Source organism: Streptomyces sp. NPDC002004, assembly GCF_053593975.1.
Genome location: NZ_JBSFDP010000006.1, coordinates 90,506 through 110,639, shown reverse-complemented (window position 1 = coordinate 110,639; position 20,134 = coordinate 90,506). Strand labels below are relative to the sequence as shown.

At 70.5% G+C, this 20,134-nt stretch carries 16 protein-coding genes; 6 read left to right on the top strand and 10 right to left on the bottom strand.

The annotated features are described in order from the left end of the window. Positions 1 to 84: 84 nt before the first annotated feature. Positions 85 to 1,785 carry an acyl-CoA mutase large subunit family protein gene (locus tag ACWCP6_RS12575; protein ID WP_450932572.1) on the top strand — a complete coding sequence of 567 codons (1,701 nt, stop codon included), beginning with the start codon at positions 85 to 87 and terminating at the stop codon, positions 1,783 to 1,785. Between the two features lie 179 nt (positions 1,786 to 1,964). Here ACWCP6_RS12575 and ACWCP6_RS12570 read toward each other — a convergent pair whose 3' ends face one another. Then, positions 1,965 to 2,594 (bottom strand): TetR/AcrR family transcriptional regulator, encoded by a 630-nt coding sequence (locus ACWCP6_RS12570; RefSeq protein ID WP_450932380.1) that lies wholly within the window; start codon positions 2,592 to 2,594, stop codon positions 1,965 to 1,967. Between the two features lie 341 nt (positions 2,595 to 2,935). Here ACWCP6_RS12570 and ACWCP6_RS12565 point away from each other — a divergent pair, with 341 nt between their 5' ends. The 4 genes from ACWCP6_RS12565 to ACWCP6_RS12550 all read left to right on the top strand — a co-directional run bounded on the left by ACWCP6_RS12565 (position 2,936) and on the right by ACWCP6_RS12550 (position 7,079). Further along, complete coding sequence (locus tag ACWCP6_RS12565; protein ID WP_450932379.1) at positions 2,936 to 3,904, top strand: tetratricopeptide repeat protein; 969 nt, start codon at positions 2,936 to 2,938, stop codon at positions 3,902 to 3,904. A 608-nt stretch (positions 3,905 to 4,512) separates the two neighbouring features. After that, positions 4,513 to 5,130, top strand: coding sequence for a DUF6230 family protein (locus tag ACWCP6_RS12560; protein ID WP_450932378.1), 618 nt, complete (start codon positions 4,513 to 4,515; stop codon positions 5,128 to 5,130). Positions 5,131 to 5,248: 118 nt separating this feature from the next. Beyond that, on the top strand, positions 5,249 to 5,806 hold the full coding sequence (locus ACWCP6_RS12555; RefSeq protein ID WP_450932377.1) for a DUF6114 domain-containing protein: 558 nt from the start codon (positions 5,249 to 5,251) through the stop codon (positions 5,804 to 5,806). After that, complete coding sequence (locus ACWCP6_RS12550; protein ID WP_450932376.1) at positions 5,796 to 7,079, top strand: hypothetical protein; 1,284 nt, start codon at positions 5,796 to 5,798, stop codon at positions 7,077 to 7,079. Before ACWCP6_RS12555 ends, ACWCP6_RS12550 begins: the two co-directional genes overlap by 11 nt. A gap of 92 nt (positions 7,080 to 7,171) precedes the next feature. Here the strand turns inward: ACWCP6_RS12550 and pyk are convergent, their stop codons facing one another. The 3 genes from pyk to pta all read right to left on the bottom strand — a co-directional run bounded on the left by pyk (position 7,172) and on the right by pta (position 12,037). After that, entirely contained in the window at positions 7,172 to 8,602 is a 1,431-nt protein-coding gene (gene pyk, locus ACWCP6_RS12545; protein ID WP_450932375.1) for a pyruvate kinase, read from the bottom strand. A gap of 121 nt (positions 8,603 to 8,723) precedes the next feature. Further along, positions 8,724 to 9,929, bottom strand: coding sequence for an acetate kinase (locus ACWCP6_RS12540; RefSeq protein WP_450932374.1), 1,206 nt, complete (start codon positions 9,927 to 9,929; stop codon positions 8,724 to 8,726). A gap of 29 nt (positions 9,930 to 9,958) precedes the next feature. After that, positions 9,959 to 12,037: a phosphate acetyltransferase gene (gene pta / locus ACWCP6_RS12535; RefSeq protein WP_450932373.1), complete on the bottom strand. Its 2,079-nt coding sequence runs from the start codon at positions 12,035 to 12,037 to the stop codon at positions 9,959 to 9,961. A 226-nt stretch (positions 12,038 to 12,263) separates the two neighbouring features. Between pta and ACWCP6_RS12530 the strand changes: the two genes are divergently transcribed. Beyond that, the gene (locus ACWCP6_RS12530) at positions 12,264 to 13,289 is read left to right on the top strand and encodes an ATP-dependent 6-phosphofructokinase (RefSeq protein WP_450932372.1); all 1,026 of its coding nucleotides are present in this window, start codon (positions 12,264 to 12,266) and stop codon (positions 13,287 to 13,289) included. A gap of 110 nt (positions 13,290 to 13,399) precedes the next feature. On the opposite strand, the gene ACWCP6_RS12525 is transcribed toward ACWCP6_RS12530, so the two are convergent. From ACWCP6_RS12525 to ACWCP6_RS12500, 6 genes are all read right to left on the bottom strand, one after another. After that, the gene (locus ACWCP6_RS12525; protein WP_450932371.1) at positions 13,400 to 14,107 is read right to left on the bottom strand and encodes a helix-turn-helix domain-containing protein; all 708 of its coding nucleotides are present in this window, start codon (positions 14,105 to 14,107) and stop codon (positions 13,400 to 13,402) included. A gap of 115 nt (positions 14,108 to 14,222) precedes the next feature. Next, on the bottom strand, positions 14,223 to 15,065 hold the full coding sequence (locus ACWCP6_RS12520; protein ID WP_450932370.1) for a carbohydrate ABC transporter permease: 843 nt from the start codon (positions 15,063 to 15,065) through the stop codon (positions 14,223 to 14,225). Between the two features lie 6 nt (positions 15,066 to 15,071). Next, positions 15,072 to 15,965 (bottom strand): carbohydrate ABC transporter permease, encoded by an 894-nt coding sequence (locus ACWCP6_RS12515; protein WP_450932571.1) that lies wholly within the window; start codon positions 15,963 to 15,965, stop codon positions 15,072 to 15,074. A 14-nt stretch (positions 15,966 to 15,979) separates the two neighbouring features. Next, positions 15,980 to 17,335 (bottom strand): extracellular solute-binding protein, encoded by a 1,356-nt coding sequence (locus tag ACWCP6_RS12510; RefSeq protein WP_450932369.1) that lies wholly within the window; start codon positions 17,333 to 17,335, stop codon positions 15,980 to 15,982. Positions 17,336 to 17,478: 143 nt separating this feature from the next. Beyond that, positions 17,479 to 18,165 (bottom strand): response regulator, encoded by a 687-nt coding sequence (locus tag ACWCP6_RS12505; RefSeq protein WP_450932368.1) that lies wholly within the window; start codon positions 18,163 to 18,165, stop codon positions 17,479 to 17,481. Then, positions 18,162 to 19,925 (bottom strand): sensor histidine kinase, encoded by a 1,764-nt coding sequence (locus tag ACWCP6_RS12500; RefSeq protein WP_450932367.1) that lies wholly within the window; start codon positions 19,923 to 19,925, stop codon positions 18,162 to 18,164. Before ACWCP6_RS12500 ends, ACWCP6_RS12505 begins: the two co-directional genes overlap by 4 nt. Positions 19,926 to 20,134 lie beyond the last annotated feature (209 nt).

Genomic DNA, 20,134 nt, shown 5'->3' with positions numbered 1-20,134 from the left:
CCGCACGTGCCTCCCGGCACGCCCGCGGCGGTCTCCCATCGACATTTACTAGGACGTCCTAGTAAATTCGAAGGCATGGGACGCATGGACGCTGATGCCATCGAGGAGGGCCGCCGACGCTGGCAGGCCCGGTACGACGCCGCGCGCAAGCGCGACGCAGACTTCACCACGCTCTCCGGGGATGCCGTGGAGCCGGTGTACGGGCCGCGCTCCGGGGACACCTACGAGGGCTTCGAGCGGATCGGCTGGCCGGGTGAGTACCCCTTCACCCGCGGGCTGTACCCGACGGGCTACCGCGGCCGCACCTGGACCATCCGCCAGTTCGCCGGGTTCGGCAACGCCGAGCAGACGAACCAGCGCTACAAGATGATCCTGGCCGCCGGCGGCGGCGGGCTGAGCGTCGCCTTCGACATGCCGACCCTGATGGGCCGCGACTCGGACGACCCTCGCTCGCTCGGCGAGGTCGGGCACTGCGGCGTCGCGATCGACTCGGCCGCCGACATGGAGGTCCTGTTCAAGGACATCCCGCTGGGCGACGTCACCACGTCGATGACGATCAGCGGACCGGCCGTCCCGGTCTTCTGCATGTACCTCGTCGCGGCGGAGCGCCAGGGCGTGGACCCGTCCGTCCTGAACGGCACGCTCCAGACGGACATCTTCAAGGAGTACATCGCGCAGAAGGAGTGGCTCTTCCAGCCCGAGCCGCACCTGCGCCTCATCGGCGACCTGATGGAGCACTGCGCCGCCGGCATCCCCGCGTACAAGCCGCTGTCCGTCTCCGGCTACCACATCCGCGAGGCCGGTGCGACGGCCGCGCAGGAGCTGGCGTACACGCTGGCCGACGGCTTCGGGTACGTGGAACTCGGCCTGAGCCGCGGCCTCGACGTCGACGTGTTCGCCCCGGGCCTCTCCTTCTTCTTCGACGCGCACGTCGACTTCTTCGAGGAGATCGCCAAGTTCCGTGCCGCGCGCCGCATCTGGGCCCGCTGGATGCGCGACGTGTACGGCGCGCAGACGGACAAGGCGCAGTGGCTGCGGTTCCACACGCAGACGGCGGGCGTCTCGCTCACGGCCCAGCAGCCGTACAACAACGTCGTGCGCACCGCGGTGGAGGCTCTGGCCGCCGTCCTCGGCGGCACCAACTCCCTGCACACCAACGCCCTGGACGAGACCCTGGCCCTGCCCTCCGAGCAGGCCGCCGAGATCGCCCTGCGCACCCAGCAGGTCCTCATGGAGGAGACCGGCGTTGCCAACGTCGCCGACCCGCTGGGCGGTTCGTGGTACGTCGAGCAGCTCACGGACCGGATCGAGGCCGACGCCGAGAAGATCTTCGAGCAGATCAGGGAACGCGGTCTGCGCGCCCACCCCGACGGCAAGCACCCCATCGGCCCGATCACCTCCGGCATCCTGCGCGGCATCGAGGACGGCTGGTTCACCGGCGAGATCGCCGAGTCGGCCTTCCGCTACCAGCAGTCCCTGGAGAAGGGTGACAAGCGGGTCGTCGGCGTCAACGTGCACCACGGCTCGGTCACCGGCGACCTCGAGATCCTCCGCGTCAGTCACGAGGTGGAGTGGGAGCAGGTGCGCGTCCTCGGCGACCGCAAGGCGCACCGCGACGATGCCGCGGTCCGTGCGTCCCTGGACGCCATGCTCGCCGCCGCGCGGGACGGCTCCAACATGATCGAGCCGATGCTGAACGCGGTCCGCGCGGAGGCCACGCTCGGAGAGATCTGCAACGTCCTCAGGGACGAGTGGGGCGTCTACACGGAGCCTGCGGGCTTCTAGGGCGTCCAGCGGTTCGATTCTTCCCGGGGCCGGCCCCCACGCCGTCCCCGGGAGACCATGGGCATCCCGGTCCACCGTGACCCGCCGGGGCACCGGACCGGGATGCCGGGTACGCCCCGGCGGACGGGCGGCTCGCACCCCGGCCGACGCTGTCCTGTGCGCACCGGAAACGGCAGATCCTAGATCTGCTGGGCGACCGCCCCGAGGCCGCCCAGCAGCACGGCCGTGAAGCGGCGTGCCCACTCCTCGTCCACCGGCTCCGCGCTCACCAGGGAGCGGTGCACGACCGCCCCCGCCACGACGTCGAAGATGAGATCGGCGGTCCTGGCGGCCGCACCGGAGTCCTCCTCGACCGGCAGCTCGCCGCGGGTCTGCGCACGCGTCCGGCCCTGGAGGACCAGGCGCTTCTGGCGGTCCACGATGGATGTGCGGATCCGCTCCCGCAGCGGGGCGTCCCGTGTCGACTCGGCCACCACCGCCATCAGTGCCGTCTTGGTCTCCGGCCGCTCCAGCAGGGTGGCGAACTGCAGCACCACGCCCTCGATGTCCGCCGCCAGGCTGCCCCGGTCGGGCAGCTCCAGCTCGTCGAAGAGCACCGCGACCGCGTCCACCACGAGTTCGTTCTTGCCCGCCCACCGCCGGTACAGCGTCGTCTTGGCGACCCCCGCGCGTGTGGCCACGTCCCCCATCGTCAGCTTGGACCAGCCCAGGTCCACCAGTGCGGCGCGCGTCGCCTCCAGGATCGCGGCGTCCGCCGCGGCGCTGCGCGGACGGCCGGTACGGGGCGGCGGGGAGGTGCGGCTCTGCATGAAATCGACCATACCGGCGGGTACTCGAACCGCCTCGCGTGAGCCAGATCACTGTGCGACGGACCGGAGTACGGCCCCATGCGCCGCGCGGGACAGTTACGCTACGACCCGTAGCGAAAGCGCGTACGCATGGTTCTCGTGCGCGTGGAGCGACAACCACAGCGCAACCACTGGCCGCAGACCGCAGGCCCACGGCGAGACCACAGAGCGGCAGCCGCACGACACCGGGTGGGGACCCGGTGACCACCATCGGCCGGAGACCTCCGAAAGCCCCGCGCGCCGGCGGGGGCCCACGGGCGGTCCCGGTCCACAAGTACTCGCGGAAGGGGGAGGATGTACTCATGCAGCCACGGAACATGTCCATGAGCGGAGTCGTCGACCTCGCCGCGGTGAAGGCGGCCCAGGAGGCCAAGGCGAAGGCGGAGCAGACGCGCGCCGAATCGGCCAGGCAGGGCGGCGGCGGAGCCGTCACCCCCGCGAGTCTCGTCATCGATGTCGACGAGGCGGGCTTCGAGCGCGATGTCCTCCAGCGCTCGGCCGAGGTCGCGGTCGTCCTCGACTTCTGGGCCGAGTGGTGCGAGCCCTGCAAGCAGCTGAGCCCCCTCCTCGAGCGGCTCGCCCAGGAGTACAACGGTCGCTTCGTCCTGGCGAAGGTCGACGTCGACGCCAACCAGATGCTCATGCAGCAGTTCGGGATCCAGGGGATCCCGGCCGTCTTCGCGGTGGTGGCCGGACAGGCCCTGCCGCTCTTCCAGGGTGCGGCGCCCGAGGCGCAGATCCGGGGCACCCTCGACCAGCTGATCCAGGTCGCCGAGCAGCGCTTCGGCCTGACCGGCCTGACCGTCGACCAGGACGCGCAGGACGCGCCCGCCGAGGCCGCCGTGCCGGCCGGCCCGTACGACGCGCTGCTGGAGGCCGCGGTCCAGGCCCTGGACGCCGGAGACCTGGGCGGCGCCGTGCAGGCGTACCGGAACGTGCTCGCCGACGACCCCGGCAACACCGAGGCCAAGCTCGGCCTCGCGCAGGCCGAACTGCTCCAGCGCGTCCAGGGCGCGGACCCGCAGCAGATCCGCAAGGACGCCGCGGACAGGCCCGGCGATGTGCAGGCGCAGATTGCGGCGGCCGACCTGGATCTCGTGGGCGGTCATGTGGAGGACGCCTTCGGGCGTCTGGTCGACACCGTGCGGCGTACCGCGGGTGAGGACCGGGACACCGCACGTGTTCGCCTGCTCGAACTCTTCGAGGTGGTCGGGGCCGAGGATCCGCGCGTCGCCACCGCCCGGAAGGCTCTGGCCCGGGCCCTGTTCTGACCAGTTCCTAAACTCCGGGGCTTGTGTTGCACCGGTGAAAATTTGCCGGGCCTGGCGCAAAGCGGCCGCGCTTTACCAAATCTTGGTAAACGCGGCCGCTGTTACTTGGAGTAAGCCAGGGCCCGGATTCTGTCCGAATACGCCCCATCATCTCCCGGTGTGTCAACGCCGTAAGAGCCACGGTCTGTTGCCGTCCGATACCGACCGGTCGTGGATCGGTTATGCGGCCGTTACTAGTGGGTAACGAAGCCCCTTGTGCGGGCGGCCAGAATGCACCACGATCGGCGACGCTCGGTCCATTCCCGTAGCCCGACAGCCAGATCGGGTCCCGGGGTTCCTGGGTCCCCACCGAGCAGGTCGGCGGCAGTGGCGCCGGCCTTGGGCAGGGGGGTCTCTGCCGTCCCGGCAGGGCCTGTCCAGAGAGGTTGCGCGAAGGCGTGGCCAGTGGTTGTCGCTCGGGGGTGATCGCCGGTGATTCGGGCGCGTTTGCGCCTCCGATGCGGGCGCTCTCCTTCCCGAGGACGTAGCACTTCTCCCATCCCTGCCCGGCTGAGCCGCCCAAGGGAGCAGTCAGGGCCGGAGATGTACGTCCGAGAAGGAGGAAAGTGATGGAGTCCGTGGCTCGTGGCGGTACCAGATGGAAGCGGTTCGCCGTGGTCATGGTGCCGAGCGTCGCGGCGACTGCCGCGATAGGTGTCGCCCTGTCCCAGGGTGCGCTTGCGGCATCGTTCAGTGTGTCCGGTCAGCAGTTCAAGGTGACTGCCGACCGTCTTGACGGCACCGGGTTCGTTCAGTACGGCGCGTTGGACACCGGCAAGTCGGGTGCACACCCGGTTGCCGTTGTCGGCCTCAACGACGCAGAGATCACCAATCTGTGCCAGTCCGTGGTCGTTCCGGTCCCGGTGTTCGGCGATGTCTCGATGAAGCTGACCGCCGGTGCGCCCGGCGGTCCGAAGGTCGAGGCGAAGCAGCTCTACATCGACGCCGACGACCTGTCCGCCGACGCGACCTTCAACAAGGTCGACATCGGCGTCTCGGTCGACAGCACCACCAAGGGCCCGGGTCCGTCGAAGGGCGACAAGTACGCCCCCGACTCCTTCGCCCAGCAGGCCGAGTCGGTGACGTTCACGGACGTCAAGCAGCGCGCGTGGGCGACCACCGCCGGCACCTTCAAGCTCTCCGGCCTCGGTATGAAGGTCGAGAAGGGCAAGCACGAGTGCTACTAGAGCACTCAGGGCGTTGAACGGTCGGGCGCGGGGGCAATTCTTCGGGCCGCCCCCGTGCCCGTATCGCGGCGCTCGCACCATCACAGAACCAAACGCCATTCCCGAGGAGCTGTACGACATGAGCGCCGAAGCGCAGGCAAAGGACGACCGCTGGCTCGTCCATGTGCGCCGATCGTTCCGAGGGTGGCGCGGTCAGCGCCCATTCTGGGGTGGTCTGCTGACGCTGCTGGGCGGCGTCCCGATCATGTACCTCCCGTACGCGAACCTCACGCTCGGCACGATGACGATCCGGATGGCGACCACCGCCGGCGCCGGATCCCTGATCATCGGCGTGCTGCTGGTCGTGCTCGGCCTGACCATGTGGTTTCAGCAGCACGCCCGCGTCTTCGCGGGTGTTGCGGCGATTCTGCTCGCCCTCGTCTCCATCGTCGTCTCCAACTTCGGCGGCCTGGTCATCGGCTACCTGCTCTCCCTCATCGGCGGTGCCCTGGGCGTCGCCTGGGCGCCGGGCAAGCCCGTGGAACAGCCGGCCGGGCCGGAGGCCGCCGAGGACGGAACGGGACCCGCGCCGGCCGTGGCGGGAGCCACGTACCAGGTGAACGAGCCGAGCCAGCCGAACGATCTGTCAGGAACGAGCCCGACGAACGGGACGAACGGGAGGCACCGTGCCGGCTGACGAGGTGCACCACGAGGACTCCTTGGGGGATCCTCGTGCGAGATCCGGGCCGCGGCATGCCGCACCCAGGAAGCCGCTTCTCACCAGGTTGCACGTCCCCGCGGGCAAGGCCATAGCCATCGCGGCGATGCCGACCGCGGTGCTGATGGGCATGGGCCTCACCCCCACTCTTGCGCAGGCCAAGCCGCTTCCGAAGAACCCCTTCCAGGACGGTCCCTGTGTCACCGCCAACGACGAGGCGGGCAAGGACACCCAGGCCGACCAGAAGGACCAGCAGGGCAGCAAGGACTCCACCAAGGAGCCGAGCGCGTCCCCGTCGCCGTCGGGCGACAGGACGGGCTCCGGATCGGACTCCGGTTCCGGCTCGGGCTCGGGCGACAAGACCGAACCCACCCCCACACCGTCCTCCTCGGCCCAGCCGACGGGTGACGAAACCAAGACGCCGGAGCCCACGCCCACGGCGTCGAAGGAGAGCAACCCGCTGGACCCGCTGGGTGTCGGAGACGCACTCGGCAACCTCCTCGGCGGCGGCAGCAAGGATTCGGCGAGCCCGACTCCGAGCCCGTCGGCGACGTCCGACGGCTCCGGCTCCGGCTCCAAGGATTCGGGCTCGGTGGTCGACAAGGTCACCAAGCCCGTCACGGACACCGTGGACAAGGCGGCCGGCACGGCCAAGGACACCGCGGACAAGACCGGGGACACGGTCAAGGACACGGTGAAGAAGGCGGAGGACGCGGCCACCCCGTCCCCGTCGGCCTCCGACTCGGCAGCGCCGGACGCGGACGGCAAGAAGCCGTTCCCGTGCGTTGTCGAGAAGAAGGTCGCCGGCAAGGACGAGACCGCGCCGGTCCAGATCCCCAACCAGCCGTGGTACCTGGAGGCCAGCTCGCTGCTGCTCAAGGGCCTCGACTACAAGGGCGTCGTGAACCTGACGATGCCCAACGGCCAGACCAAGCAGGTGCTGAAGTTCACCGTGGACAACGGCACGGACATCGGCGACCTGCACCAGATCGTGGACGGCCCGGGCGGCAAGAAGTACCACGTCCAGGCGGCCCCGGGCTCCACGTCCACGATCCGCAACGGCCGGACCACGATGTACACGGAGCGGCTCCAGGGCAACCTGTTCGGGCTGATTCCGATCGTGTTCGACCCCGAGCACCCGCCGCCGCTGAACGTGCCCATCGCGTACTTCACCAAGGTGAAGGTCACGCAGGCCGGTCAGTTCGGCGGTGACCTGACCGTTCCGGGCCTGCACCAGTCGATCACCGACTGACGCTTCCTCAGACCCGTCCGGGAGCCGCAACACACGGAGGGCGCCCCCTGTCACAGGGGGCGCCCTCCGTGCGTGTGCGGGATCCCGCGGGATCAGTCCCGCGCGCCGCCGCCCAGGTGGTGCACCCGGACCATGTTGGTGGTGCCGGGGACGCCCGGGGGCGAACCGGCGGTGATGACGACGGTGTCACCGTCGTTGAAGCGCTGGAGCTTGACCAGCTCGGCGTCCACCAGGTCGACCATGCCGTCGGTGGAGTCGGCGAACGGCACCAGGTGCGGCTCCACGCCCCAGCTCAGCGTCAGCTGGTTGCGGGTGGACTCGTCCGTGGTGAAGGCGAGGATCGGCTGGGACGCGCGGTAGCGCGACAGCCGCCGGGCGGTGTCGCCGGACTGGGTGAAGGCGATGAGCGCCCTGCCGCCGAGGAAATCCGCGATCTCGCACGCGGCACGGGCCACCGAACCGCCCTGCGTCCGCGGCTTCTTGCCCGGCACCAGCGGCTGAAGCCCCTTGGAGAGCAGCTCCTCCTCGGCCGCGCAGACGATCTTCGACATGGTCCGGACCGTCTCGATCGGGTACGCGCCCACGCTCGACTCGGCGGACAGCATGACCGCGTCGGCCCCGTCCAGGATCGCGTTGGCGACGTCCGACGCCTCGGCGCGGGTCGGACGGGAGTTGGTGATCATCGACTCCATCATCTGGGTCGCCACGATCACCGGCTTGGCGTTGCGCCGGCACAGCTCCACCAGGCGCTTCTGCACCATCGGGACCTTCTCCAGCGGGTACTCGACCGCGAGGTCGCCGCGGGCGACCATGACGCCGTCGAACGCCATGACCACGTCCTGCATGTTCGCCACCGCCTGCGGCTTCTCCACCTTGGCGATGACCGGGACGCGGTGGCCGACCTCGTCCATGACGTTGTGCACGTCCTTGACGTCGTTGGCGTCCCGGACGAAGGACAGGGCGACCATGTCGCAGCCCATGCGGAGCGCGAACTTCAGGTCCTCGATGTCCTTCTCGGACAGCGCCGGGACGTTCACGGCCGCGCCGGGCAGGTTGATGCCCTTGTGGTCGGAGATGACACCGCCCTCGATGACGGTCGTCCTCACCCGGGAGCCGTCGACGGCGGTCACCTTGAGCTCGACGTTGCCGTCGTTGATCAGGACCATGTCGCCCTCGGACACGTCTCCCGGCAGGCCCTTGTAGGTGGTGCCGCAGATCGACTTGTCGCCCGGGACGTCGTCGGTGGTGATGGTGAACTCGTCACCGCGCACCAGCTCGACGGGGCCCTCGGCGAAGGTCTCCAGTCGGATCTTCGGGCCCTGGAGGTCGGCCAGCACGCCGACGGAGCGCCCGGTGTCCCGGCACGCCTCGCGGAGCCGGTCGTACCGCTCCTGGTGCTCTGCCTGGGTCCCGTGGCTCATGTTGAAACGGGCCACATTCATCCCGGCCTCGATGAGCGCTTTGAGCATCTCGTACGAGTCGACGGCGGGGCCCAGTGTGCAGACGATTTTGGAACGGCGCATAAGACGGATCCTATCGTTTTGTTTCGCCGCGGAATATTCCGTCTGGCGGAATGTACAAATGGGCGGGCCGCTGCTCAGGTGACGGCCATTTCGGGCTGCCAGGTGCGCATTCCCGGACTTCTCAGCCCCTCACCAAGGCATACGTCTGGTTGGCGATCTCCAGTTCCTCGTCGGTGGGCACGACCGCCACGGCGACCCGGGCGCCCCCGGGCGAGATCAGCCGCGGCTCGTCCGCGCGTACGGCGTTCAGGGCGCCGTCGACCGCGATGCCCAGCTCCTCCAGGCCCGCGACGGCGGCTTCCCGGACCGGCGCCGCGTTCTCGCCGACACCCGCCGTGAACGCGATCGCGTCGACCCGGCCGAGTACCGCGTAGTAGGCGCCGATGTATTTCTTCAGCCGGTGGATGTAGATGTCGAAGGCGAGCCGCGCCTGCTCGTCGCCCTCGTCGATACGGCGGCGTATCTCCCTCATGTCATTGTCGCCGCACAGCCCGAGCAGGCCGCTCCTCTTGTTCAGCAGCTCGTCGACGTCGTCCTCCGACATCCCGGCGACCCGCGTGAGGTGGAAGACGACGGCGGCGTCGATGTCCCCCGAGCGTGTCCCCATCACCAGGCCCTCCAGCGGCGTGAGGCCCATCGAGGTGTCCACGCACTTCCCGCCGCGCACCGCCGACGCGGAGGCGCCGTTGCCCAGGTGCAGCACGATCACATTGACCTCGGACGGGTTCTTGCCCAGCAGCTGCGCGGTCCTGCGCGAGACGTACGCGTGCGATGTGCCGTGGAAGCCGTAGCGGCGGATGCGGTGCTCGTCCGCGGTCCTCACGTCGATCGCGTAGCGCGCCGCCGACTCCGGCATCGTCGTGTGGAAGGCCGTGTCGAAGACGGCCACCTGCGGCAGGTCGGGCCGCAGGGCCCGCGCCGTGCGGATTCCGGTGAGGTTCGCCGGGTTGTGCAGCGGCGCCACCGGGATGAGCCGCTCGATCTCGGCGAGCACGGCGTCGTCGACGACCGTCGGCTCGGTGAAGGACTTGCCGCCGTGCACCACGCGGTGGCCGATCGCGGCCAGTTCGGGCGACTCCAGGCCCAGCCCGTCGGCCGCCAGCTCCGTCGCGACCGCCTTCAGCGCCGCGTCGTGGTCGGCGATCGGGCCGGTGTGCTCCCGCTTGCCCGCGCCGCCCACGAGCGGGGTGTGCACCAGGCGGGACGTCTCCTCGCCGATGCGCTCGACGAGCCCGACGGCCAGCCGCGAGCCGTCGCGCATGTCGAGCAGCTGGTACTTCACCGACGAGGAGCCGGAGTTGAGGACGAGGACGCGGGTCGCGGTCACGGAGAGGCTGCCTTCTGCTGCGGGGACGGTCATGCCGGGGCGGGGGTCTGGGCCTGGATCGCCGTGATGGCGACGGTGTTGACGATGTCCTGGACGAGCGCGCCCCGGGACAGGTCGTTCACCGGCTTGCGCAGGCCCTGGAGGACCGGGCCGACGGCGATCGCGCCGGCCGAGCGCTGCACGGCCTTGTAGGTGTTGTTGCCCGTGTTCAGGTCCGGGAAGATCAGCACGCTCGCCTGGCCGGCGACCGCCGAGCCCGGCAGCTTGGTGGCCGCGACCGAGGGCTCGACCGCGGCGTCGTACTGGATGGGACCCTCGATCTTCAGGTCGTCGCGGCGGCTGCGCACCAGCTCGGTGGCCTCGCGCACCTTGTCGACGTCCGCGCCGGAACCGGAGGTGCCGGTCGAGTACGAGAGCATCGCGATCCGCGGCTCCACGCCGAACTGCGCCGCGGTGGCCGCCGACTGGACGGCGATGTCGGCGAGTTGCTCCGTGTCCGGGTCGGGGTTGACCGCACAGTCGCCGTAGACCAGCACCTTGTCGGCGAGGCACATGAAGAACACGGACGACACGATCGACGCGTCCGGCTTTGTCTTGATGATCTCGAAGGCCGGGCGGATGGTGGCCGCCGTGGAGTGCACCGAGCCGGAGACCATGCCGTCGGCCAGGCCGTCCTGGACCATCAGGGTGCCGAAGTAGTTCACGTCGGCGACCACGTCGTACGCCAGCTCCACGGTCACGCCCTTGTGGGCCCGCAGTCGCGCGTACTCCCCGGCGAAACGATCCCGCAGCTCGGAGGTCTGCGGGTCGACGAGCTGGGCGCCGCCGAGGTCGACGCCGAGGTCGGCCGCCTTCTTGCGGATCTGCTCGACGTCGCCGAGCAGCGTCAGGTCGCACACGCCGCGCCGCAACAGGACGTCGGCCGCGCGCAGCACGCGCTCCTCGGTGCCCTCGGGCAGCACGACGCGCCGCTTGTCGGTGCGGGCCCGCTCCAGCAGCTTGTGCTCGAACATCATCGGGGTGACGCGCTCGCTCGCGGGTGCCTCGATCCGGGCCGTCAGCGCGGCCGTGTCGACATATCGCTCGAACAGGCCGAGTGCCGTCTCCGCCTTGCGGGGCGTCGCGGCACTCAACTTGCCCTCCAGAGCGAAGAGTTCGCCCGCGGTGGGGAAGGAGCCGCCGCTCACGGCGATGACCGGGGTGCCGGGCGCCAGCCGGTCGGCGAGCTTCAGGATCCTTTCGCCGGGCCGCTCGTCGAGCGTGAGCACCACGCCCGCGATGGGCGGGGTGCCGGCGCTGTGCGCGGCCAGCGAGCCCACGACCAGGTCGGCACGGTCGCCGGGCGTGACGACCAGGCAGCCCGGGGTCAGGGCGCCGAGGAAGTTGGGCAGCATGGCGCCGCCGAAGACGAAGCTGAGGGCGTCGCGGGCGAGTCCCGAGTCGTCGCCGAGCAGGATCTCGCCGCCGAGGTGCTGGGTGATCTGGGCGACCGTGGGCGCGGACAGCGCGGGCTCGTCCGGTAGGACGTAGCTGGGCACCGGCAGATGCGCCGCCAGCCGCTCGTCTATGACGTCCCGGTCGTCGCGGGCGACCCGGTTGACGACCAGCGCGAGCACGTCGCAGCCCAGACTCGCGTAGGCGCGGTAGGCGTTACGGGCCTCCGCGCGCACCGACTCGGCGGTCTGCTTGCGGCCGCCCACGACGGGGATGACCGAGGCGCCGAACTCGTTGGCGAGGCGGGCGTTGAGGGCCAGCTCGTCGGGCAGCTGCGTGGCGGCGAAGTCGGTGCCGAGGACGAGGACGACCTCGTAGTCGCGGGCCACCTTCTGGAAGCGGTCGACGAGCTGTGAGACCAGCTCGTCGGTGCCCCGCTCGGCCTGGAGCGCGGACGCGTCGTGGTAGTCCATGCCGAACGCGGTCGCCGGGTCCTGGGAGAGCCGGTAGCGGGCGCGGAGCAGATCGAAGAGCCGGTCGGGCCCGTCGTGGACGAGTGGCCGGAAGACCCCGACCCGGTCGACCTGCCGGGTCAGGAGCTCCATGACTCCCAGCTCGGCGACCTGGCGGCCGTCGCCCCGGTCGATTCCGGTCACGTACACGCTGCGCGTCACGCGTGCTCTCCGTTCGTCGTCGGTTCGTCGTCGTTGCGTGGGTGCCGTCGTCCCCGGCTACGCCGTTCCGGTGAAAAAATCCCCTGCCGGAGTCGGCCGTGCCTCTTGACAATACCCCCGCGCGTATATACGACGCCCGCCGGGCGAGGGGCCTGCGGAGGCCTTCCCGTCGTGAAACAATCGTTCCGGCTCACACGTACCAATCGCGAGCAGGAGACACAGCACGATGCGTATCGGAGTTCTCACCGCAGGCGGCGACTGCCCGGGCCTGAACGCAGTGATCCGGTCGGTCGTGCACCGCGCCGTCACGCACTACGGCGACGAGGTGATCGGCTTCGAGGACGGTTACGCGGGCCTGCTGGAAGGCCGCTACCGGACCCTCGACCTGGACGCGGTCAGCGGCATCCTCTCCCTCGGCGGGACCGTGCTCGGCTCCTCGCGGCTGGAGCGCGCGCGCTTCCGTGCGGCCTGCGAGGACGCGCGCCAGCTGGTCGAGGCCAACGGCTTCGACGTGCTCATACCGATCGGCGGCGAGGGCACCCTGACCGCCGCGCGGATGCTGGCGGACGCCGGTGTGCCCGTCGTCGGCGTCCCGAAGACCATCGACAACGACATCTCCTCCACGGACCGCACCTTCGGCTTCGACACCGCCGTGGGCGTCGCCACGGAGGCGATGGACCGGCTGAAGACCACCGCCGAGTCGCACCAGCGCGTCATGGTCGTCGAGGTGATGGGCCGGCACGCGGGGTGGATCGCCCTGGAGTCCGGCATGGCGGCCGGTGCGCACGGCATCTGCCTGCCCGAGCGGCCCTTCGACCCCGCCGACGTGATCAGGATGATCCAGGAGCGGTTCGAGCGCGGCAAGAAGTTCGCCGTGGTCTGCGTCGCCGAGGGCGCCCACCCCGTGGACGGCACGATGGACTACAAGAAGGGCGAGATCGACCAGTTCGGCCACGAGCGCTTCCAGGGCATCGGCACCGCCCTCGCGTACGAGCTCGCCGAGCGCCTCGGCAAGGAGGCCAAGCCGGTCATCCTCGGCCACATCCAGCGCGGAGGCACCCCCACCGCCTACGACAGGGTGCTCGCCACCCGCTTCGGCTGGCACGCGGTCGAGGCCGCGCACCGCGGTGACTACGGCCGGATGACCGCCCTGCGCGGCACCGACGTCGTCATGGTCCCGCTGGCCGAGGCGATCACCGAGCTCAAGACGGTCCCGAAGGACCGTATGGACGAGGCGGAGTCGGTCTTCTAGGAGCCCGCCGCCCCGCGGTCGTCCCCCGGGAGGGCTCTCCGCGGCGTCGGCTTCCTCGGCACCCCGGGGCGTGCGGACCCCGGGGGTCCGGCACGTCGCGCGGGCACGGCCTAGGCGCCCCTCTCCCCGGCCGTTGCCCAGAAGTGGTCCACGATCCGGTCCAGGAAGTCCCTGCCGGCGTCGCTCGACTCATTGGCGCTCGACTGGGTGCTGGTCCAGGCGAGGGTGGCGACCATCCCTGACTGATAGTCGGCGTGCAGCCGCTCCAGCACGTTCTGGATCTTCCGCTTCTCCATGGGCAGCAGCTTCGCTATCGGGCGTACGTATCCCTGCCAGCGGACGGTGACCGCACTGCGCAGCAGCTCCGCCAGCTGGCCGTCGCGGCCGGTCACATGCGCGAAGTCGGGCAGGGACAGGCCGAGCACCCCGGCGAGCGCGGCGGACTGGCGTTCGTTGCCGCGCCACTTCCCCGAGTCCTCCATCGTCAGATACGTCGCGAGGTCCACGCCGATCGCGTGGGCCACGTCCTCCGGGGCGATGCCCCGTGCCATGCGGTGCTCGCGCAGGGTCCTCGCCACCCGGATGAGTTCACCGGGCGCACACCACAGGGAACCGGCGAGCGCGGTCAGTTCGGCCGACGTGGGTGAGGCGTGCCCCCGCTCCCACGCGATGATCGTCTCGGTCGAGATGTGCGTCATGCCGTACGAGGCGCGCATGCCGTAGGCGACATGGCCGGGGGCCATGCCGAGCGACTCGCGGAACCGGCGCGCGGCGAGCGCGTTGAAGGGGGGCGTGGGCTGAGCGGAGGGCTGGTGCACGCGCCATAAGGTACGGGTGAAGCGGGCGGTTGACTACGGTGCGTTTACCCAGGATCACAACGTCGTAGGAACGTACAGCTACCGATCGGTAACCAGCTGTAGCGGCCACTGGGTCTCATCCCTTCACCGCACCGCCCAGTGCGAAACCTCCGCCCAGGCGGCGTGCGATGACCACGTACAGCAGGATCACCGGGGTCGAGTAGAGGATCGAGAAGGCCGCGAGCTGACCGTAGATCACCGCGCCGTAGTTCCCGAAGAGCGTGAAGATCGACACCGAGGCCGGCAGCCGGTCGGGCGTGAGCAGCAGCATGAAGGGGACGAAGAAGTTGCCCCACATCATGATGAAGCAGTAGATCGTCACGACGGTCACACCAGGACCCATCAGCGGCAGCACCACCTGGACCAGCGTCTGGAGCATCGACGCGCCGTCGGTCCACGCGGCCTCCTCCAGGACCGTCGGCACCCCGTCCATGAAGTTCTTCATCAGCCAGATGGCGAAGGGGAGCTGGGAGGCGGCGAGGAACAGTGCGGTCCCGTACACGGTGTCGATCAGGTTCACCTGCACGAAGAGCCCGTAGACCGGGACCATCACCGCCGTGATCGGCAGGCAGGTCGAGAACAGGATCGTGAGCAGGAACGGGCGGTTGAAACGCGAACGGTGGCGGGACAGCGGGTACGCGGCGAGAGCGGCGCACACCACCGTGACCAGCGTCGCGCCGCCGCACAGGACCACGCTGTTCAGCATCGGCGTGAACGTGATCTCGTCCGTGAGCACCGCCGAGAAGTTGTCCGCCGTGACCGAGTCCGGCAGCCGCACCCGGAGGTTCGCCTGCGGGTCGAGCGACGCCAGGACGAGCCAGAGCAGCGGCAGCGCGAACGCCGCGGCGGCGACCAGCAGCGCGGCGTCCGCGGCGAGCCGCTGCCGGGCGCGCCTCCGCGACGGGAGCAGGGAGAGCACCGCTCGTCACACCTCCGCCCGTACGAGCCGCAGATACACCGCCGAGAACAGTGCTCCCACCAGCAGGAGCAGCAGCGCCACCGCCGTGCCGTAGCCGATCAGGCTCTTGTTGAACGCCTGGTCGTACATGAAGACCGGCAGGGTCGTGGAGCGCGAGCCGGGCCCGCCCCGCGTCATCGCCCAGATCAGCCCGAAGACGGACAGCGTGGAGAGGGTGTTCAGCATCAGATTGGTGCCGATCGAACGGCTGATCATCGGCAGCGTCACATGCCGCACCCGCCGCCAGCCGCTCGCCCCGTCCACCTCGGCCGCCTCCGTGATCTCCTTCGGGATCTCGGCGAGCGCCGCCGAATAGATCAGCATCGAGAAGGCGGTGCCACGCCATACGTTCGCGAACGACACGGCCACGATCGGCAGGGTGAAAAGCCAGTTCTGCGTGGGCAGATGAAGCGTCTCCAGGAGGGAGTTCAGGGTCCCCTCGCGGCGGAGGAACGCATACAGCAGGAACGCAGCCACGATCTCCGGCAGCACCCACGCCGTGATCACGAGCGCACCGGTCAGTGTGCGGACGGGCTTCGTCGCGCGGCGCATCAGTGCCGCGAGGGCCAGGCCCAGGGTGTTCTGGCCGAGCACCGCGGAGAACACCGTGAACACGAGGGTCAGCCACACCGCGTTGCGGAACTGCGGGTCGCCGAAGGCCCTGCGGAAGTTGGCGAGGCCCACGAAGTCCGTGTGCGAGGCGCCGGTCAGCCGGGCGTCGGTGAACGCGATGTACACGCAGTACGCGATGGGGCCGGCCAGGAACAGGACCAGCACGACCGTGGCGGGGGCCAGCGGCAGCCAGCGCAGGGGGCGGCCGCGGCGCCGCCCCGCGCGGGCGGCCGCGTCGCGGCGCCGCACTCCGACGGCCACGCTCACGGCTTGGTCACCACCGCGCCCTCGGCGATGTCCTTCAGCGCCGCGTCGTACGTCGCCGCCGCCGCCTTCGCGCTCGCGTCGCCCGTCGTCACGGACTCCATCGCCTCACCGATCGCCGTCGACACCTGCGGATAGACGGGCAGCGCCGGGCGGTAGTGGGTGTACTTCACCAGCCCGGTGAAGAACTCGATGCCGGGCATGGAGTGCCGATACCGGGGATCGGCCGCGACGTCCCCCCGCACCGCGATCTGTGCGTCGACGACATCCCATCTGACAGCGTTGTCCTTCGTCTGCATCGTCCGGACGAAGTCGAAGGCGAGAGCGGGGTTCCCGGCCTTCTGCGGGATCGCCCACGTCCATCCGCCGGACATGGAGACCCTGCCGGGCGCCTGCCCGGACTGCGTCGGCATCGGGGCCTGTCCGAGGTCCGTCCTCCAGGCGGGCCACGCACGCGGACCCTTGTTGATCCAGTTCTGCCCCATCCACGAGCCGTCCAGCGAGATCGCGAGCTTCCCGTTCGGGAGCCAGTCGGTCGCCACGGACGTGCCGACGTTCGGGTCGAGCGCGTCGGAGACGTCGGGCCCGAGCTTCTCCCGGTAGACCGTCCCCACGAACGCCAGGGCGTCGCGGAAGCCGCGGCTGCCGGTCACCCACTTCTTCGCCGCCGGGTCGTACAGCGGATCGTCGCCCGTGCCGTAGACCAGCATCTCGAAGCCCTGCATCACCGCGGCCTCGCCCGGGCCCTTGCCCGTGTAGACGTTGAGCGGGACGACGCCCGGCACCTTCTTCCCGACCGTGCGGGCGGCGTCGAGGATCTCGTCCCAGTTCTTCGGCCGCCAGTCCTGCGGAAGCCCGGCCTTGCGGAAGATCTTCTTGTTGAACCACAGTCCGCGGGTGTCCGTGCCGTCCGGAACCCCGTAGGTCTTCCCGTCCTCCGCCTTCGCCGCCTCCTTCGCGGTCGGGACGAACCGGCTCCAGTCCTTCCAGCCCGCGAGATAGTCGTCGAGCGGACGCAGATAGCCCGCCTTGATGTCCGAGTTGATGCGGAAGGTGTCCTCGTAGACGAGGTCGGGTGCGGTCCTCGGGGACCGCATCATCTGCTGCACCTTGGTGGCGTAGTCGTTGTCGGGAGCCTGGATCGGAAGGAGCTCCACCTTCTTGCCGGGGTGGGCCTTCTCGAACTCCTTCTTCATCGCCTGCAGATAGCCGTCCTTGAAGCGGATCTTGTTGTCGGTGCTGCGGTTGTAGGCGATCTTCACGGTGTCGGAATCGCTTCCGGAACTCCCGCCGCAGGCCGTGAGGGTGGCTGCGGCGAGCAGTGCGGCGAGGAGCAGTGGGGCGGTGGGGCGCACGGGCACGACCTCCTACTGGCCGACGGAGCTGCGTCGTTGAACGTAAGGGCGCCCCCGGACAAGGTCAATGTCCTTGTCAAGACAAAGGATTGACGGGGCGTCGGCTGCCCCGCGGGGTGTTCTCCGGTACGGCCGGGAGGTCCTCAGCCGGTTCCCGACAGCCACCGGTAGTGCAGCTCCGGGCGGCCCACCTGGCCGTAGTGCGGGCTGCGCGCCGCCCGGCCCGTGTCCACCAGGTGCTCCAGGTAGCGGCGGGCCGTGATGCGGGAGATGCCGACGGACTCGGCGGTGACCGTGGCAGTGATCCCCTCCGTGGACGCGCCGCGCAGGGCACGGGTCACCCGGTCCAGCGTGGGGGCGCTCAGGCCCTTCGGGAGGGCGGCCGGGCCGGGGGCGCGCAGGGTCGCCAGCGCCCGGTCCACCTCGTCCTGGCCACTGGCCTCGCCTGCGGTGGTGCGGAACTCCGCATAGCGAACGAGGCGGTCGCGCAGGGTGGCGAAGGTGAACGGCTTCAGCACGTACTGGACCACGCCCAGCGAGACGCCCTCGCGGACCACCGCCAGGTCGCGGGCCGAGGTCACGGCTATCACGTCCGCGTGGTGCCCTGCGGCGCGCAGGGTACGGGCCAGTTGGAGCCCGTGGACGTCGGGCAGATGCAGGTCGAGGAGCAGCAGGTCGACGGGGGTGCGGTCCAGTGCGCGGCGCGCCTCGGTCCCCGAGCGGGCGATGCCGACCGGGGTGAACCCGGGGACCCTGGAGACGTAGAGCCGGTGGGCGTCGGCCGCGACGGGGTCGTCCTCGACGATGAGAACCCGGATGTCCTCGGTCACGGGGTGCCCCCTGCGGCTGGGTTCGGACGGGTGGACGCCCCGGTCGCGGGGCCCGGCACCGTGGGCCGTGCCCGCCCCGCCCTGCTCGCGGCACCGTCCGGGCCACCGGATTCCCGCGGCCCCGCGGCGCGGCCGCCGGCGGTGGCGTCGTCCGCGCCGCCGCCCGGGCCGGTGAGCGGGAGCTGCGCCGTGAACTCGGCGCCGCCGCCCTCCGCCTCGGCCACCGTGAGCGTCCCGCCGTTGCGGGTCACCGCCTGGTGGGCGAGGGCCAGGCCCAGACCGCGGCCGCGCGGGCCCGACGGCTTGGTGGACCAGCCGCGCCGGAACATCGCCTCCCGGTGGGCCGGATCCACGCCCGCTCCGGTGTCGGCGACGCGGAGCAGCAGGCCGTGGTCGTCGGCGCGGGCCGTGACCGTGACGCGGGCGCGCGGGGTGCCCTGGGCGGCGTCCATCGCGTTGTCGATGAGGTTGCCGAGGACCGTGACCAGGTCGCGGGGCGGGAGGGACGAGGGCAGGAAGCCGTCGTCGAGGCGGCTGTCGGGGGAGACCACGAGCTCCACGCCGCGTTCGTTCGCCTGGGCGGCCTTGCCGAGCAGGAGCGCGGCGAGCACCGGTTCGCGTACCGCCGCGACCACCTGGTCGGTGAGGGCCTGGGCCAGCTCCAGTTCGGCGGTCGCGAAGTCGACCGCCTCCTCGGCGCGGCCGAGTTCGATCAGGGAGACCACGGTGTGCAGCCGGTTCGCCGCCTCGTGCGCCTGCGAACGCAGGGCCTGGGTGAAACCGCGCTCCGAGTCGAGCTCGCCCATCAGGGACTGGAGTTCGGTGTGGTCGCGCAGGGTCACGACGGTGCCGCGCTGCCGACCGCTGGACACCGGCGCGGTGTTGACGACCAGCACCCGGGCCGGGGTGAGGTGCACCTCGTCGACCCGTGGCTCGTCCGCGAGCAGTGCTCCGGTCAGCGGTGCGGGCAGACCGAGTTCGGCGACGGACCGGCCGACCGAGTCGGGCCCGACACCGAGCAGTTCCCGTCCGCCGTCGTTGATCAGTGCGATGCGCCGCTGCCCGTCCAGCATCAGCAGCCCCTCGCGCACCCCGTGCAGCGCGGCCTGGTGATAGTCGAACATATGGCTGAGCTCGGCCGCGTTCATGCCGTGGGTGTGGCGGCGCAGCCGGGCGTTGACGACATAGGTGCCGATGCCGCCGAGGACGAGCGCGCCGGCCGCGACCCCGGAGAGCAGGACGAGCTGGCCGCGCGCCTGCGCGCTGATCTCCTCGACCGTGATGCCCGCGCTGACCAGCCCGATGACCCTGCCGTGGTCGAGAACCGGGGTGACCACGCGGACCGAGGGGCCGAGCGTCCCGGTGTACGTCTCGAAGAAGGTGCGCCCGTGCAGGGCCGGGCCGATGTGGCCGAGGAAGCGCTCGCCGATGCGCCCCGGATCGGGGTGGGTCCAGCGGATCCCGTGGGTGTCCATGATCGTGACGAAGTCGACGCCGGTACCCCGCTGCACCTGCGTCGCGTACGGCTGGAGCTTCGCCGAGGGGTCCGGGCCGTGGATGGCGGCGACCACCGACGGCGCGTCCGCGACCGCGCGCGCCGCGGCCTCCGCCTGCCGCTGCGCCGCCTGCTCCGCCTGGTTCCCGTCACTGATGTACGTGAACAGCGCACACCCGGCGACCACCAGCGCGACCAGCACCGCCTGCATGGCGAAGAGCTGCCCGGCGAGGCTGCGGGGACGGGGTACGCGGGGGAGACGCATGGAGTCAGTCTGCCTCGCCGTCCACGGGCGGTGTAAATGAGCCTGACCGTCCGGATGCGGCGCGGTGCGGCGGGGAGGCGGTGGTCCCGGGTGCACGGCGGAGGCGATCGGCGCCGGGCGCGGGCGCGAGGGTGCGGGGCTGGACGGGGCTCCACGGCGTGGGGCGCGGGTGGGACGGCGCGTGGCGCGAAGCCGTCGTGTGCATGGCG

Bases quoted from the DNA above. Each gene is read 5' to 3' on its own strand.
- ACWCP6_RS12575 (WP_450932572.1), top strand. From the start codon at position 85: ATGGACGCTGATGCCATCGAGGAGGGCCGCCGACGCTGGCAGGCCCGG.
- ACWCP6_RS12570 (WP_450932380.1), bottom strand. From the start codon at position 2,594: ATGCAGAGCCGCACCTCCCCGCCGCCCCGTACCGGCCGTCCGCGCAGC.
- ACWCP6_RS12565 (WP_450932379.1), top strand. From the start codon at position 2,936: ATGCAGCCACGGAACATGTCCATGAGCGGAGTCGTCGACCTCGCCGCG.
- ACWCP6_RS12560 (WP_450932378.1), top strand. From the start codon at position 4,513: ATGGAGTCCGTGGCTCGTGGCGGTACCAGATGGAAGCGGTTCGCCGTG.
- ACWCP6_RS12555 (WP_450932377.1), top strand. From the start codon at position 5,249: ATGAGCGCCGAAGCGCAGGCAAAGGACGACCGCTGGCTCGTCCATGTG.
- pyk (WP_450932375.1), bottom strand. From the start codon at position 8,602: ATGCGCCGTTCCAAAATCGTCTGCACACTGGGCCCCGCCGTCGACTCG.
- ACWCP6_RS12530 (WP_450932372.1), top strand. From the start codon at position 12,264: ATGCGTATCGGAGTTCTCACCGCAGGCGGCGACTGCCCGGGCCTGAAC.
- ACWCP6_RS12500 (WP_450932367.1), bottom strand. From the start codon at position 19,925: ATGCGTCTCCCCCGCGTACCCCGTCCCCGCAGCCTCGCCGGGCAGCTC.